Here is a 15,896-nt window from a genome sequence, read left to right on the forward strand (position 1 = left end):
TCCTTCCCGCGGGATCTGCACGCCCGACGTTCCGGCCGCGTTCACCGAGGACACCCCGGTCGGTAGGCCACGACGCTGATAGTTCCTGACGACCGGGCATCCGCCCGGTCGGCTGTCTCGCCGCGCTCGGGCGGCAACGTTTGAGGAAGCTAGCGTTGACCACTCTGCCCGTCGTCGATCCCGGCGCGCCCGAGGTCGCTCCGCGACGGATCTCCCGTCGCGCGACCGGCGCGGACGCGGTGTTCGTGCACGTCTCCCGGGCGATCGGGGCATCGGTGCTCGTCATCACCGGCGGCGTCGGCATCTTCCTCGCGTGGCAGGCGGTCCCGACCCTCAAGAACTACGGGCTCGGGTTCCTCTACCGGGCGGAGTGGAAGCCCGAGGAGAACCTCCTCGGCATCGGCGGCGTCCTCGTCGGCACCGTCTCCATCGCGCTGGTCGCGATGTCCATCGCGTTCCCCCTGGCCGTGCTCACAGCGCTCTACATCAGCGAGTACGCCCCGGCGAAGATCAAGGCCGCCCTCGTCTCGCTCGTCGACCTGATGGCGGCGATCCCGTCGATCGTCTACGGCCTCTGGGGCTTCTTCCTGATCATGCCGCACGCAGGAGAGTTCGCGTTCTGGCTGCAGGGCACGTTCGAGTGGGTGCCGTTCTTCGAGGTCCGCGGGACCGATCCGGACGCGGCCGTCCCGGACGCCGGGCGGTACGTCGCCAGCGCCTTCTGTGCCGGTATCGCGGTCGCGATGATGGTGATGCCGATGGCGTGCGCGGTCATGCGCCAGGTCTTCTCGCAGACGCCGCCCGGGGAGCGGGAGGCCGCTCTCGCGCTCGGCGCGACCAAGTGGGGAGTGATCCGCTCGGTCGTGCTGCCCTTCGGCCGCGGCGGCATCATCGGCGGCACCATGCTCGGTCTCGGCCGCGCGCTCGGCGAGACCATCGCGGTCGTCCTGATCATCGCCCCGGTCTTCGAGATCAAGTGGAACGTGCTCGAGACCGGGACCAACTCGGTCAGCTCGCTGATCGCCGTCCGGTTCGGCGACGCGAGCCCGTCCCAGCTCTCGGCGCTGCTCGCGGCCGGGTTCGTCCTGTTCCTGCTGACCCTCGCGGTCAACACGGCGGCGGCAGTGGTGGTCAACCGCAGCCGCTCCGGAGCGGACGCCGACGCATGAGCACCGTCGCCGACGAGCGCACCACCGCCGGGCACGCCACCACACTGCGTGCCGTCAAGCCGACGACGTACCTCCCGGCGCGGAACGCCGCGGCGCCCCCGCCGGTGCCGCGGCCCGCCCTCGGGGGCATGAACGCCGACGAGCGCTTCGTCCGGCTCGGCGCCTGGGCCTCCGCGCTCGGCATCGCCTGGCTCGTCACGCAGCGCTTCCTCCCGCTCGACGGCCTGCCGTGGTTCCTCGTGGTCTTCTTCGTCGCCGGCGTCGTGATGACCGCTGTGCTCACCTCGATGACGGGCACCGCGGTCGAGGTGAAGGACCGGGTCGCCGGTGCCGTCATCACGACCGGGGCCCTGGTCGTGGGCATCGCGCTGGTGTCCACGATCGTCTTCGTCTTCCTGCGCGGGTGGCGTCCGCTCACCGAGCTGAACTTCTTCACCGATGACATGGCCGGCGTCGAGCCCAAGGCCCCCCTCGCCCAGGGCGGGGTGCTCCACGCGATCACGGGGTCGGCCATCCAGCTCACCATCGCGCTGCTGATCACGCTGCCCCTGGGGATCGGGACGGCGGTCTTCATGACCGAGGTGGGTGGCCGGTTCGCCCGCGTCGTCCGGACCGTTGTCGAGGCCATGACGGCGCTCCCGTCGATCGTTGCGGGGCTGTTCATCTACGCGGTGGTCATCCTGACCCTCGGCTTCCCGCGCTCCGGTTTCGCCGCCGGCCTCGCCATCGGCGTGATGATGCTGCCGATCATCGCCCGCGCCGCCGATGTGGTGCTCCGGGTCGTTCCGGGCACGCTCCGGGAGGCGAGCCTGGCGCTCGGCGCCAGCCGCTGGCGGACCGTCTGGCACGTCGTGCTCCCCACGGCCCGACCGGGCCTCGCGACCGCCGTGATCCTCGGCGTCGCGCGGGGCGTCGGCGAGACGAGTCCCGTGCTGCTCACCTCAGGGGCCGCGACGTTCCTGGTGACCAACCCCACCGAGGGAGCGATGAACTCGCTGCCGCTCTACATCTACACCAACGTCCGGAGCGGTGAACCCAACTCGATCCAGCGTGCCTTCGGCGCGGCCGTGGTCCTGATGATCCTCGTCCTGGCGCTCTTCGTCATCGCGCGCCTCGTGGCGCGGCCGCGCAGCAACCGGAACCGGCCACCGCTGACCCAGCGGGTGTCCGGGCTCGTCGCGGGCATCCGCCGCCTGCCCGCCTCGCTCTCCCGCAAGGTGCGCCGCCCCGCACCCTCCCCGCCCACCCCGACTCCAGCGACCCGGAGCACCACATGAACACCCGCGCGCGCCGTACGGCGTTCGTCCTCCTCGCCGGCCTGTGCGTGATCGCCGGTCTCGCCGGCACCGCCACCGCCGCCAACCGTGCCGACCCGGGCGCCGCCCGCGTGCCCTACGCGACGATCGAGGGCACGGGCTCCACATGGTCGGAGCTGATCGTGCAGAAGTGGATCGCCGACGTCGACGCCAACGGCATGTCGGTCGTCTACACCGGCGGCGGCTCGACGAAGGGCCGCAAGGACTTCGCGCAGAACAGCGTGGACTTCGCCATCTCCGAGATCCCGTACCAAGGTGTCGACGAGAACGGGAACGCCGACACCTCCAACGGCCGCGACTTCGCGTACCTGCCGATCGTCGCCGGTGGCACCGCGTTCAGCTATCAGCTCAAGATCGGCAACGAGCAGGTGCGCAACCTGAGGCTCTCGGGCGAGACTCTCGCGAAGATCTTCACCAACAAGATCACCAACTGGAACGACCCGCAGATCACCGAGGACAACAACGGCCGGGAGTTCCCCGACCTCGCGATCACGCCGGTGGTGCGGGCCGACGGCTCCGGCACGACGGCCCAGCTGACGACCTGGATGGACAAGGAGTACCCGTCGATCTGGCGGCCTTACTTCGGTCAGTCCGGCCTGACGTCCTACTACCCGGTGAAGGATGGCACCCGGATGACCTCGCAGGCGGGCTCGGACCAGGTCATGAACACGATCAAGAGCTCGGCTGGCAACGGCTACATCGGCTATGTCGAGTACGCCTACCCGGTCAACGCCGACTACCCGGTGGTCAAGGTCCTCAACAAGGCCGGTTACTTCGTCGAGCCGACGCAGTGGAACACGGCGGTCGCGCTCACCAGGGCGCAGATCAACCAGAACAAGGGGTCGCAGGACTACCTGACCCAGATCCTCGACGGCGTCTACCGGCACCCCGATCCGCGGGCCTACCCGATCTCGTCGTACTCCTACATGCTCATCCCGACCGGCGCCGACGACCAGCGGATGACCACGTCGAAGCGGCAGACGCTGGCCGACTTCATCTACTACTCACTGTGCTCGGGGCAGACCGCGGCCGGGCCCTACGGCTACTCACCGCTGCCGCTCAACCTGGTGCAGGCCGGGTTCCAGCAGGTCGCCAAGCTCAAGCAGGCCGACAACGGCGTCGACCTCACCGACCGCGACGTGCGGAGCTGCAACAATCCGACGTTCGACGGCAAGAACCCGAACCGCAACCTGCTCGCCGAGCAGGCGCCGATGCCGCCGGAGTGCGACAAGATCGGCCAGGGCCCGTGCGGCACCGACACCGGCAACAACGACCCGGGCGGCGAGGGTGAGGACCCCGACGGCTCCGGCCCGGCGGGACCGGACGACGGCGGCACCGGGCCGGACGACGGCACGGGCGGCACCGAGATCGATCCCGAGACCGGTGAACCGATCGCCCCTGGCGACTCGGGCACCACCGGCGAGGCCGCCTACGCCACCTCCACGCTCGTCGAGGACCGCCCGGGCGACAGCCGGACGTTCGGCTGGCTCGCGGTCGCCGAGCTCGCGGCGCTGGTGCTCGTGCCCGGTCTCTTCGTCTCGTTCGTACGGCGCCGCCGCTCGGCGTCGGGCGCCGCACCCGGACAGGGTGGCCGGTGATGGGCGCCCGCAGACTCGCCGGAGGGCTTGCGCTCGTCGTCCTCGCCGCCCTGACGCTGCTGCCGGGCGTCTCGGTCGGGTCGGCCGTGTCGGCACCCGACGCGCCCGAGCGCCGGTCCGCCGCGGTGCTCGCCGCTGCGGCGCCGGTCAAGGACAGCTACCGCGCTACCAAGACGATCGGCCGCGTTGTCGTCGACGCTCACGGCGTCGAGCAGCCCGTGTCGTCGTACGACATGACGGTCACGGCCGACGGCCTGACAGACCTCCGCGGGCGCGAGCGGGTGGAGGTCTCGTGGACCGGTGCGCCGCCGAGCGGCGGGCGGTCCAACGACCCGTACGGGCCGAAGGGTCTCGCCCAGGAGTACCCGGTCGTCGTCCTGCAGTGCCGAGGTCTCGACGACCCGAAGCTGCCGCCGCGGAAGCGCCTGTCCCGGGAGACCTGCTGGACCTCCGCCGTCACCCAGCGGTCGGTGCTGATCGCCTCCGGCGCGAACGCCACGTGGACCGTCGACCACTACGCCGACCCCGCGGACCGTGAGCTGATCAGCGGGATGGAGCCGTTCCCGAGCGAGGAGTGCCCCAACGTCGAGCACCCCGAGCTCGGCTGGGCCACGCACATCACGCCGTTCCGAGCCGCCAACGGCACCGTCTACCCGTTCTGCAACGCGGACGAGATCGCGCCCGAGGCTGCCGTCGACTCGGCGATGCCGCCGGCAGAGATGGCGGCGTTCAGCGACGAGAACGGCCGCGGGGAGGTCCAGTTCGAGGTCCGCTCCGCGGTCGAGAACGAGTCGCTCGGCTGCTCCTACAAGGTGGCCTGCTCGATCGTCGTCGTGCCCATCGTCGGCATCAGCTGCGCCCAGCCGCAGCATCCGATGACCGAGGTCGACAAGGGCTGCCGGAAGTACGGGCAGTTCCCGCCCGGCAGCAGCAACTTCGCCGGGCTCGGCGTCGACCAGGCCGTGTCGCCCGAGCTGTGGTGGAGCGAGTCCAACTGGCGCAACCGGTTCAGCATCCCGATCGACTTCGGCCTCCCGCCCGACGCGTGCGAGGTGCTCGACCAGCGCCCGCCGACCGGCTTCTACGGCTCCGAGCTGATGGCACAGGCCGCGCTCCAGTGGGCGCCGGCCTACTGCCTGAACAAGAAGCGCTTCAAGTTCCAGCTCAACCAGATGCCCGACCAGACCGGCTGGAACCTGATGGAGACCGGCGGCGGCCCGGCGGCCTTCGTCGCGGCCGAGCACAAGCGCACCGGCTCCGATCCCGTCGGCTACGCGCCGACGGCGGTCACCGGCTTCAGCGTCGGCTACGTCATCGACCGGCCCGGCAACGCGGGGGAGTTCACCGACCTGCGGCTCAACCCGCGCCTGATCGCGAAGCTCATCACGCAGAGCTATCTCGGCTCCGACCTCGGCCGCGGGCACCCGGGCATCGGGGACAACCCGCTGGCGATCATGAACGATCCCGAGTTCATCAAGCTCAACCCGGGGCTCAGCCAGATCTCCCAGGAGGCCGGCGCCAACCTGATCTCGCTGGCCAACTCCGCCGACGTCATCCGCCAGCTGACGACGTACGTCGCCAGCGACAAGGAGGCGATGGCGTTCATCAACGGCAAGCCCGACCCGTGGGGCATGAAGGTCAACCCGGCGTACAAGAGGATCGAGCTGCCGCGCGACGAGTGGCCACTGCTCGACGAGTACGTCCCCGAGACGGAGCAGGAGTGCCGCAAGGCCAACCCGGCGGTCTACTTCAACCTGCTGGCGGCGCCGGTCACCACGATGCGCAAGATCGCCGACGCGCTGATCGACGCCTGGCCCTACACCGCGACCCGGTGCGAGCGCGACCTCTCGGTCGACCCGGAGAGCCCGCCGGTGTTCAAGATCGGGCGCGTCGACCGGCAGTCGTTCGGGGCGCGGTTCCTGCTCGGGCTGGCGAGCTCGGGCGACGCCGAGCGCTACGGCCTGCACGAGGCGGCGCTGGAGACCTCGAACGGCACGTACGTCGAGCCGTCGGAGGAGTCGTTCGCGGCCGCGGTCCGCGTCGCTCAGCAGGTCGGCGAGAAGGGCGACGAGTACGGCCCGTACGTCGTCGACGCGGGGCGTGCGGCGCGGGCCGGCAACGCCTATCCGGGGACGATGATCGTCTCGACCGTCGCGCGCCTGCAGAACCTCGAGCAGGAGCAGGCCGACGACGTCGCCTCCTTCATCCGGATCGCGACGACCGAGGGCCAGCGCCCCGGCCGCGGCAACGGCTTCCTGCCCGCCGGCTACCTGCCGATCCGCAAGACCGGCGTGACCGCGAAGCTGTGGCGCCAGGCGCAGCGGACGGCCGACGCGATCGAGGCCCAGGCCGGCCCCGACGATCCCGACGACGGCTCGCCGGACCAGGACGACACACCGACGACGCCGGTGGACCCGGAGACCGGGGACCCGGAGAACGACGGCTCACCGGACGAGGACGACCCCGTCAACCCCGACCAGGCCGAGGCCGCGCCCACGACGCCCACCAGCGCCGAGAGCTCCAACATGGGCAGGTCCCTGCTGCCCGTGCTGATGATCATCGGCCTGTTGGCCGCGGCCAGCTCGGTCGTCTCCCGTTTCGTCGGGTCGGGCCGCCCGTGAGCGCACCCACCGCCCCACCGCCGCCCCCACCGCCGCCCCCGCCCGCGCCGGCCGCACCCGGCGCGCGCAGGCGACCCAGCGCGCTCGACCGGCCGATCGGCTGGGCCCGCGCGGCGGGCTCGTGGTTCGAACGTCGTCGTCGCGCGGTCGTCGCGTGGCAGGCCCGGCGGCCGCCGCGGGCGCCGCGCCCGGAGCCGCAGGGGAGCGCAGCGGTCCTCTCGACGTCGAGCGCCATCCTGGCGATCGTCTGCGGCTGGATGGTCGTCCACCTGCTGTTCTTCGGCAACGTGTCGCACGCCCGCGACCAGGACCTGCTGTACCGCGAGTTCCGCACCCAGCTCGCCGGGCTGACCGCGCCCGTCGGACCCGTCGTCGACGCCGGCGAGCCGGTGGCCCTGCTCCGGCTCCCGACCCTGGACGTCGAGGAGGTCGTGGTCGAGGGCACCGCGGCCGGAGATCTCTTCGCGGGTCCCGGTCACAAGCGCAACACGGTGCTGCCGGGCCAGGTCGGCACCTCGCTCGTCTACGGCCGCTCCACGACGTACGGCGCGCCGTTCGCCGACATCGGGCTGCTCGACAACGGCGACCCGATCGACGTCGTGATGGCCCAGGGCGAGCTCACGTTCTACGTGCTCGGCGTACGACGGGACGGCGATCCTCTGCCGCCGCCCCGGGGTGACGGTGTCGCCCGACTGACGCTGGTGAGCACCGTGGGCGGTGGCCGGCTCGCCGCCCTCACCCCGGGCGAGACCGTCTACGTCGACGCCGAGGCGACGGAGGGGTTCGGCGCGCCCGGCGGCGTGCCGCCGACGGTGCCCGAGTCGGAGGAGGCGCTGGCACGCGGCACGACGGCGCTCCCGATGCTCTGCCTCTGCCTCGCCCTCCTGACGGCGCTGACCGTCGCCATCATCGCCGCGCGCGAGCGCTGGTCGGCCGCGCTGGTGTGGGTCGTCGCCGCACCGGTGGCGGTGGCTCTCGCCTGGGGCACGACGGACACCGCGATGCGGCTGCTCCCCAACCTGATCTGACCCGACCGCTCAACCGACAACTGAACACATCGCACGACCAATCCCGAGGAAGAAGAGACAGATGTTCGTACGCAAGACGCTGATGGGTGTCCTCGCCGGCGCCCTCGCCGCGACGGCAGTGTGGTCGGCCGCGCCGGCGCACGCTGAGACGCTGCCCGACGACACGACGTTCACGCCCGTCGCCAACGACCTCATCGGCGTGGGGTCGGACACCAGCCAGCACGCGGTCAAGCTGCTGGCCGACGCCTACAACGCGGCCAACCCGGGCGCCGGCTACCGGGTGGCGACGTTCCAGGCGCTGGGCGGTGGGCAGATCCCCCTGCCGAGCGGCGACATCAATCGGCCGAACGGGTCGGGCGCGGGCAAGAGCCTGCTCTACGGCGCCGGGGACAACGCCGACATCGACTACGCGCGGTCGTCCTCGGGCCTCAACGACGCCGAGAAGGCCGCGGGCCTGCAGGCCATCCCGTTCGCCCTCGACTCGCTCCAGATGGCGGTCTCGGCGAACGTCGCGTCCAACGCCCCCGTGAAGCTGACGCCCGCCCAGATCGTGAGCATCTACAAGGGCGACATCACCAACTGGAACGAGGTCGGCGGCAGCGCCGGCACGATCGTGCCGATGATCCCGCAGAGCGGCTCGGGCACCCGGTCCTTCTTCATCGGCGAGCTGAAGAAGATGAACGCCGGCGTCGACGTCGTCCTGGCCGCCGGGGTCCAGGAGGTCCAGGAGCACGAGGACGACCCGATCAAGGGCAACGCCAACGCGATCGCACCCTTCTCGGTCGGCCGCGCCGGCCTCACCCCGGGCACGCTCCGGCTCCTCTCCACCACGGCCAACGGCGGCTGGAACGCCGACCGTGCGCTCTACAACGTGGTCCGCCAGGCCGACGCGGCCAGCGCCAAGGTCCAGGCCGTCTTCGGCAGCGCGGGCTTCTTCTGCTCCGACGCCGCCACCGACCTGATCAACGAGGCCGGCTTCGGCCAGCTCGCCCGGCCCGGCGACGGCGGCGTCTGCGGCCAGGTCGGCCAGTCGTCGGCGACGAACTTCACCCTCAACCTCCCGGCGGAGCCGATCGAGACCACCACGTCGGTCGCCGGCACCAGCCCGGGGGCGAAGAAGGCGACGCTCAAGGCGACCGTCGCGTCGTCCCCGACCGCGCAGGGCACCGTCGACTTCTTCGAGGGTGAGACCAAGGTCGGCTCCGCTCCGCTCGTCGGTGGCGTCGCCACGCTCAACCTGACCGGCGTCGCCCCCGGCAAGCACTCCTACACCGCGACGTTCGTCCCGGCCGAGGACACCGACTTCGTCGAGTCCTCGGACGCGACGCCCGCCGTCGTCACCGTGAAGACCTCGGCGACGATCGCCGAGTCGTTCCCGTCGGCGGTCAAGAAGGGCGCGCGCGCCAAGGGCACCGTCACCGTGACGCTGGCCGGCATCAGCGCCAAGGCGACCGGCAAGGTCGTCGTCAAGAAGGGCGCCAAGACTGTCGGCTCCGGCACGCTCAGCAACGGCAAGGTCACGATCACGCTGGTCAAGCTCGCGAAGGGCAAGAACAGCCTGACCATCAGCTGGGCCGGGGACAAGAACGGGGTGAAGGCGACGAAGTCCTTCACCATCACCCAGAAGTGAGTCCGCGCGCACCCGCGCGCTGACCTCGGACCCGGGTGGCCGCACTTCGACGGCCACCCGGGTTCGGCCCTGCATCACGAAAGAACTGCTTGATGACTGCCCTTCCGCCCCCACCACTGCCCGCACCGACCTCGGTCGACGCGCCCGCGCCGGCGAGCCTCGCCGAGCTCGAGGCGCGGGAGATCACTGCCTGGTTCGGCAGCCACCAGGTGCTCGACCGGGTGTCCCTCACGATGCCGGCCGGCGGGATCACCGCGCTGATCGGGCCCTCCGGCTGCGGCAAGTCGACGTTCCTGCGCATCCTCAACCGGATGCACGAGCTGGTGCCGTCGGCGAAGCTGGCGGGCGAGGTCCTGCTCGACGGCGAGGACATCTACGACCCGGGCAAGCGGCTGATCGACGCCCGCCGCGCGATCGGCATGGTGTTCCAGAAGCCCAACCCGTTCCCCGCGATGTCGATCCGGGAGAACGTCCTGGCCGGCCTCAAGCTCACCGGCACCAAGATGCGCAAGAGCGACAAGGCGGACCTCGTCGAGTCGTGCCTCACGAAGGGCGGTCTCTGGAACGAGGTGAAGGACCGCCTCGACGCCCCCGGCGGCGGCCTGTCGGGCGGGCAGCAGCAGCGGCTCTGCATCGCGCGGTCCCTGGCGGTCAGGCCGCGGGTGCTGCTGATGGACGAGCCGTGCTCGGCCCTCGACCCCACCTCGACCCGGGTGATCGAGGAGACCATGGTCGAGCTGGCGCAGGAGGTGACGATCGTGATCGTCACCCACAACATGCAGCAGGCGGCGCGCGTCTCCGATCAGTGCGCGTTCTTCCTCGCCTCGCACCGGACCCCGGGTGTCATCGTGGAGCACGGCGACACCCGCGCGATGTTCGAGAACCCGCAGGACTCCCGCACCGCCGACTACGTCAACGGCCGGTTCGGCTGAGCGGCCGGGGCGGCGACGGAACCGTCGGGCGGTCAGGGACGTCTGCTGGGCATGATCTCGCGACGCGACGCGCTCCGACTCGCCGTACTGGCGGTCGCCGCCCCTGCTCTGGTGTCCTGTGGCGACGAGACGAGCGGAGGACACACGATGGCGCAAGGCGAGGTCGACCTGGCCGGCTCCGACACGGCCCGCTCCGAGGGGGACCGGGCCGCGATCCCTGGCGTCGTCGCCGCGATGCACGGCTTCGCCGGCGATCTCTACGGCGAGCTGCCGGCGGACGGTAACCTCGTGGTCTCGCCGTACTCCGTGGTGGCCGCGCTCGGGATGACGCTCACCGGCGCCGGCGGCCACACGGCCCGGGAGATGCGGGACGTGCTCGGCGCCGACGACCGGTTCCACGGCGGGCTCAACGCGCTGACGACGTACGTCGAGGGGCTCGCGGGGCCGGTGCCGCACCGCGACGGCAAGGAGATCGCGCTCGACACCGCCAACCAGCTCTTCGGCCAGCGGGGCGTCGGCTGGGAGAAGGCCTTCCTCGACACCCTCGCCCGTGAGTACGGCGCCGCGGTGCGCACCGTCGACTTCGAGGGCGCCGCGGAGGACGCGCGCGTCCTCATCAACGACTGGGTCGCCGGGCGCACCCACGACCGGATCCGCGACCTCATCGCCCGCGGCGTCCTCGACGCGGCGACCCGGCTCGTGCTCGTCAACGCGATCTACCTCAAAGCGCCCTGGGAGAAGCCGTTCGAGCCGTCGTCCACGCGCGACGGCACGTTCCACCTGACCGACGGCGGCACGACCCGGGTCCCGATGATGAGCGGCAGCCCGTACGGCGCGCTGACGCGCGGCGACGGCTGGCAGGCCGCCCGGATCCCGTACGCCGGCGGCACGCTCGCGATGACCGTGGTGCTGCCCGACGAGGGCCGGCTGGCCGACGTCGAGCAGGAGGTGGTCCGCGGCGGCCTGCCGCAGATGCTGGCCGGCGGACGTGGCACGACGCTCGACCTGCGGCTGCCGCGCTGGACGTTCCGCAGCAACGCCCAGCTGGCCGGCATCCTCGGGAGTCTCGGCATGCCGTCGGCCTTCGGCTCCGACGCGGACTTCCGGCCGATGACCGACGAGGACCTCGACCTCCGCATCGGCGAGGTCGTGCACCAGGGCTTCGTCGCCGTCGACGAGCACGGCACCGAGGCGGCCGCCGCCACCGCGGTCGTGATGGAGACCACCGCGATGCCCGTCACGGTCCCGTTCCACGTCGACCGGCCGTTCCTGTTCGTCATTCACGACGTCGAGCACGGCACCCCGCTCTTCCTCGGCCGGGTGACCGATCCCGGGGTCGGCGCCGTCGGGTAGGCGCAGGTAACCTCTCACTTCGTGTCTCTCGCCGGTCTCGCCGACCTCGTCCTCGCCGACCCGGCCCTCAGCTCGGCGATCGAGGACGCGGCGGGCGGACGCCTGCCGACCCACGAGCTGACCGGGCCCGAGCCGCTGCGCCCGTTCGTCGTCGCGGGGCTCGCCCGCACCGCGCGGCCGCTGCTCGTGGTCACCGCGACCACCCGCGACGCCGAGCAGCTGGTCACCGAGCTGGGCGACTTCATCGACCCCGCGACGATCGGCTACTACCCGAGCTGGGAGACGCTTCCGCACGAGCGGCTCAGCCCGCGCAGCGACACGGTGGGCCGCAGGCTCGCGGTGCTCCGCCGCCTCTGCCACCCGGGCGACGACGCGAGCACCGGGCCGCTCAGGGTGGTCGTCGCGCCGGTGCGTTCGGTGCTCCAGCCCCAGGTCAAGGGTCTCGGCGACCTCGCACCCGTCGAGCTCGAGGTCGGGGGAGAGTCGGAGCTCGATGCCGTCGTGGCCGGGCTGGTCGACGCCGCCTACACCCGCGTCGACCTGGTCGAGAAGCGCGGCGAGTTCGCGGTCCGCGGCGGCATCGTCGACGTGTTCCCGCCGACCGAGGAGCACCCGGTCCGGGTGGAGTTCTGGGGCGAGGAGGTCGAGGAGATCCGCTCCTTCGCGGTCGCCGACCAGCGGACGATCGCCAAGCTCGACCGGCTCTGGGCGCCGCCGTGCCGCGAGCTGCTGCTCACGCCCGAGGTCCGCGAGCGCGCGGCCGAGCTCGGGCGCCGGCACCCCGAGCTGCTCGAGATCACCGACAAGCTGGCGCAGGGCATCGCCGTCGAGGGCATGGAGGCGCTGATCCCCGCGCTGGTCGACGACCTCGAGCTGCTCGTCGACCTGCTGGCCGGCGACACCCAGATCGTCGTCCTCGACCCCGAGCGCGCCCGGGCGCGCGCCCACGACCTGGTCGCGACGTCGGAGGAGTTCCTCGGCGCCTCGTGGGCCGCCGCTGCCTCCGGCGGCACCGCGCCGATCGACCTCCAGGCCGCGTCCTACCGCGAGCTCGCCGACGTGCGGAGCCACGCGCTGGAGCGCGGCCAGTCGTGGTGGACGTTCAGCCCGTTCGGGCTCGACGTACCTGACGAACTGGCTGATTCTTCGACGGATTCTCAGCCAGAACGTCAGGTGCGTGCCGCCCCGGCGCCCGCCTACCGCGGCGACGTGGAGAAGGCGTTCGCCGAGATCGCGAACTGGCGGGCCGACGGCTACGCCGTCGTCGTCGTGCATGCCGGCCACGGCCCGGCCGAGCGCATGGTCGAGGCGCTCGGCGAGCACGACGTCCCGGCGCGGCTCGTGGACGGCCTGCCCGCCGGCGCCGTACCGGACAAGGACGTCGTCACGATCACCTGCGGCAACCTCGCCCACGGCATCGTCGACGACGCGCGCAAGCTGGTCGTGCTCACCGGCGAGGACATCGTCGGGCAGAAGGCCTCGACCCGCGACATGCGGGCGATGCCGACCCGTCGCAAGCGCCAGATCGACCCGCTCGAGCTCAAGCCCGGCGACTACGTCGTGCACGAGCAGCACGGCGTCGGCCGTTTCGTCGAGATGAAGCAGCGCGAGGTGCACGGCGCCACGCGCGACTACCTGGTGCTGGAGTACGGCGCCAGCAAGCGCGGCGCGCCGCCGGACCGACTGTTCGTGCCGGCCGACGCCCTCGACCAGGTGACGCGGTACGTCGGCGGCGAGCAGCCGAGCCTCGACCGGCTCGGCGGCGCGGACTGGACCAAGCGCAAGAACCGCGCCCGCAAGGCCGTCCGCGAGATCGCCGCCGAGCTGATCAAGCTGTACGCCGCCCGCCAGGCCACCAAGGGCCACGCGTTCGGGCCCGACAGCCCGTGGCAGCGCGAGCTCGAGGACGCGTTCCCGTTCCACGAGACGCCCGACCAGCTGACCACCGTCGACGAGGTCAAGCGCGACATGGAGCGCACGGTCCCGATGGACCGGCTGATCTGCGGCGACGTCGGCTACGGCAAGACCGAGATCGCGGTGCGGGCGGCGTTCAAGGCGGTGCAGGACGGCAAGCAGGTCGCGGTGCTGGTGCCGACGACGCTGCTCGTGAGCCAGCACCTGTCGACGTTCACCGAGCGGATGAGCGGTTTCCCGGTCGTGCTCAAGGGGTTGAGCCGCTTCCAGACGGACAAGGAGGCCGCGGAGGTGATCGCCGGCCTCGCCGACGGCACCGTCGACGTCGTGGTCGGCACCCACCGGCTCTTCAATCCCGACATCAAGTTCAAGGACCTCGGCCTGATCATCGTCGACGAGGAGCAGCGCTTCGGCGTCGAGCACAAGGAGGCGATGAAGCGGCTGCGCACCTCCGTCGACGTGCTGTCGATGAGTGCGACGCCCATCCCGCGGACCCTGGAGATGGCGATCACCGGCATCCGTGAGATGTCGACGATCACCACGCCGCCCGAGGAGCGGCACCCGGTGCTGACGTACGTCGGCGGTTACGAGGACCGGCAGGTCGTGGCCGCCGTACGCCGCGAGCTGCTGCGCGACGGCCAGGTCTTCTACATCCACAACCGCGTGAACTCGATCGAGAAGGCGGCGGCCAAGCTCCGCGAGCTGGTGCCCGAGGCCCGGGTCGCGACCGCTCACGGCCAGATGGGCGAGCACCAGCTCGAGCAGGTGATGCTCGACTTCTGGGAGAAGCGCTTCGACGTGCTCGTCTGCACGACGATCGTGGAGTCGGGCCTCGACGTGTCCAACGCCAACACGATGATCATCGAGCGCGCCGACACCCTCGGCCTCTCGCAGCTGCACCAGCTGCGCGGCCGCGTCGGCCGGTCCCGCGAGCGCGCCTATGCCTACTTCCTGTACCCGACCGAGAAGCCGCTCACCGAGACCGCCCACGAGCGGCTCGCGACGCTGGCCCAGCACTCCGACCTCGGCGGCGGCATGGCGATCGCGATGAAGGACCTCGAGATCCGCGGCGCCGGCAACCTGCTCGGCGGCGAGCAGTCCGGCCACATCGCCGACGTCGGCTTCGACCTCTACGTCCGCCTGGTCGGCGAGGCCGTGCGCGACTTCCGCAGCGACGGCGGCGCGCCCGAGCAGCTGGAGGAGGTGCGCATCGAGCTGCCGGTCGAGGCGCACCTGCCGCACGACTACATCCCCAGCGAAAGGCTGCGCCTGGAGATGTACAAGAGGCTGGCCGAGGTCCGCACCGGCTCGGATGTCGACGAGATCGCCGAGGAGCTGGAGGACCGGTACGGCGAGCCGCCGGAGGCCGTGGCGGCGCTCCAGCTGGTCGCGCGCTTCCGTGCCCGGGTGCGCCAGGCGGGCGTCAAGGAGGTCACGACCGTCGGCAAGAACGTGCGGTTCGCGCCGGTCACCCTGCCGGAGTCGCGCACCATCCGGCTGCAGCGGCTGTTCCCCAAGTCGATCGTCAAGGCGCAGGCCGAGTCGATCCTCGTGCCGCGCCCCGGCACGCCGGGTGCGACGGGGCGTCCGCTCGAGGGGATCGCCCTGCTTGAATGGGCCCGCCTCGTCATCGACAGCGTCATCGATCCACCAGCACAGGAGCCAGCGTGACCCGAGTGAAGCTCTCCCTCGCCTCTGCCGTCGCCGGCGTCGCGATCCTCGCGACCGGTTGTGGAGCCGACAACATCGTCGGTGGCGAGCCGCCCGCGCCGGGCGTCGCCGCCGAGGTCGAGGACGCCACGCTCGACCTCGAGCAGGTCGACGTTTTGACCGACGCCATCTGCTCGTCGCTGGAGAACGACCCGACGTCGCAGGCGACCTCGCGCGCGATCGTGCAGACCAGCGTCGTCGCCCAGTGGGCGAGTGCAGAGGTCGCCCGCGCGCTGGTCGAGCAGCAGGACGTCTCGCTCGACGTGCAGCCCGCCGACTACGCCAGCATCCCCGGCTGGGACGAGTTCTCCGAGGAGGAGCAGGAGGCGGTGCGCACCTACATCGACGCGATCCAGTACCTCCAGGCCGCGGTCCCGGAGGTCGGCGACGAGGAGGGCATGCTCGACACGAGCGAGGTCGACGTGACGATCAACCCGCGCTTCGACCTCGACACCGAGGGCGCGATCGAGCGGGCCGACCGCCAGACCTCCGTCGCGGTCAGCTCCGAGGCCCTGGTCGGCACGGCCGAGCAGCTCGACCCGGAGCAGGTCGAGGCGCTGCCCGACAGCCAGCTCTGTGGCCGCCGCGGTACGGCGCCCGCCGCGCCGCCGCTCGCCCCGTAGGC

At 71.6% G+C, this 15,896-nt stretch carries 10 protein-coding genes; all 10 read left to right on the plus strand.

Going from position 1 to position 15,896, the window contains the following annotated elements; translation table 11 throughout:
• Positions 1 to 155 precede the first annotated feature (155 nt).
• The 10 genes from pstC to HNR19_RS05105 all read left to right on the plus strand — a co-directional run bounded on the left by pstC (position 156) and on the right by HNR19_RS05105 (position 15,894).
• Positions 156 to 1,169: a phosphate ABC transporter permease subunit PstC gene (gene pstC / locus HNR19_RS05060; RefSeq protein WP_246303477.1), complete on the plus strand. Its 1,014-nt coding sequence runs from the start codon at positions 156 to 158 to the stop codon at positions 1,167 to 1,169.
• On the plus strand, positions 1,166 to 2,446 hold the full coding sequence (pstA, locus tag HNR19_RS05065) for a phosphate ABC transporter permease PstA (RefSeq protein WP_179666915.1): 1,281 nt from the start codon (positions 1,166 to 1,168) through the stop codon (positions 2,444 to 2,446). Before pstC ends, pstA begins: the two co-directional genes overlap by 4 nt.
• The gene (locus HNR19_RS05070; protein WP_179666916.1) at positions 2,443 to 4,083 is read left to right on the plus strand and encodes a substrate-binding domain-containing protein; all 1,641 of its coding nucleotides are present in this window, start codon (positions 2,443 to 2,445) and stop codon (positions 4,081 to 4,083) included. Before pstA ends, HNR19_RS05070 begins: the two co-directional genes overlap by 4 nt.
• Positions 4,083 to 6,704: a hypothetical protein gene (locus tag HNR19_RS05075; protein ID WP_179666917.1), complete on the plus strand. Its 2,622-nt coding sequence runs from the start codon at positions 4,083 to 4,085 to the stop codon at positions 6,702 to 6,704. Before HNR19_RS05070 ends, HNR19_RS05075 begins: the two co-directional genes overlap by 1 nt.
• Positions 6,701 to 7,732, plus strand: coding sequence for a sortase domain-containing protein (locus tag HNR19_RS05080; RefSeq protein ID WP_179666918.1), 1,032 nt, complete (start codon positions 6,701 to 6,703; stop codon positions 7,730 to 7,732). The genes HNR19_RS05075 and HNR19_RS05080 overlap by 4 nt, the downstream gene beginning before the upstream one ends.
• Before the next feature lie 61 nt (positions 7,733 to 7,793).
• A complete protein-coding gene (locus HNR19_RS05085) occupies positions 7,794 to 9,362 on the plus strand; it encodes an Ig-like domain repeat protein (RefSeq protein WP_179666919.1) in 1,569 nt (522 codons plus the stop codon).
• Between the two features lie 92 nt (positions 9,363 to 9,454).
• Entirely contained in the window at positions 9,455 to 10,294 is an 840-nt protein-coding gene (locus HNR19_RS05090) for a phosphate ABC transporter ATP-binding protein (protein ID WP_179666920.1), read from the plus strand.
• 147 nt (positions 10,295 to 10,441) lie between these two features.
• Positions 10,442 to 11,647 (plus strand): serpin family protein, encoded by a 1,206-nt coding sequence (locus tag HNR19_RS05095; RefSeq protein WP_179666921.1) that lies wholly within the window; start codon positions 10,442 to 10,444, stop codon positions 11,645 to 11,647.
• Between the two features lie 21 nt (positions 11,648 to 11,668).
• The gene (gene mfd / locus HNR19_RS05100) at positions 11,669 to 15,232 is read left to right on the plus strand and encodes a transcription-repair coupling factor (RefSeq protein WP_179666922.1); all 3,564 of its coding nucleotides are present in this window, start codon (positions 11,669 to 11,671) and stop codon (positions 15,230 to 15,232) included.
• Positions 15,229 to 15,894 (plus strand): hypothetical protein, encoded by a 666-nt coding sequence (locus tag HNR19_RS05105; RefSeq protein ID WP_179666923.1) that lies wholly within the window; start codon positions 15,229 to 15,231, stop codon positions 15,892 to 15,894. The genes mfd and HNR19_RS05105 overlap by 4 nt, the downstream gene beginning before the upstream one ends.
• Positions 15,895 to 15,896 lie beyond the last annotated feature (2 nt).

Source organism: Nocardioides thalensis, from assembly GCF_013410655.1.
Lineage (GTDB): Bacteria > Actinomycetota > Actinomycetes > Propionibacteriales > Nocardioidaceae > Nocardioides > Nocardioides thalensis.

Coding starts and splice junctions, on each gene's coding strand:
- pstA (WP_179666915.1), top strand. CDS start 1,166: ATGAGCACCGTCGCCGACGAGCGCACCACCGCCGGGCACGCCACCACA.
- HNR19_RS05070 (WP_179666916.1), top strand. CDS start 2,443: ATGAACACCCGCGCGCGCCGTACGGCGTTCGTCCTCCTCGCCGGCCTG.
- HNR19_RS05075 (WP_179666917.1), top strand. CDS start 4,083: ATGGGCGCCCGCAGACTCGCCGGAGGGCTTGCGCTCGTCGTCCTCGCC.
- HNR19_RS05085 (WP_179666919.1), top strand. CDS start 7,794: ATGTTCGTACGCAAGACGCTGATGGGTGTCCTCGCCGGCGCCCTCGCC.
- HNR19_RS05090 (WP_179666920.1), top strand. CDS start 9,455: ATGACTGCCCTTCCGCCCCCACCACTGCCCGCACCGACCTCGGTCGAC.
- HNR19_RS05095 (WP_179666921.1), top strand. CDS start 10,442: ATGGCGCAAGGCGAGGTCGACCTGGCCGGCTCCGACACGGCCCGCTCC.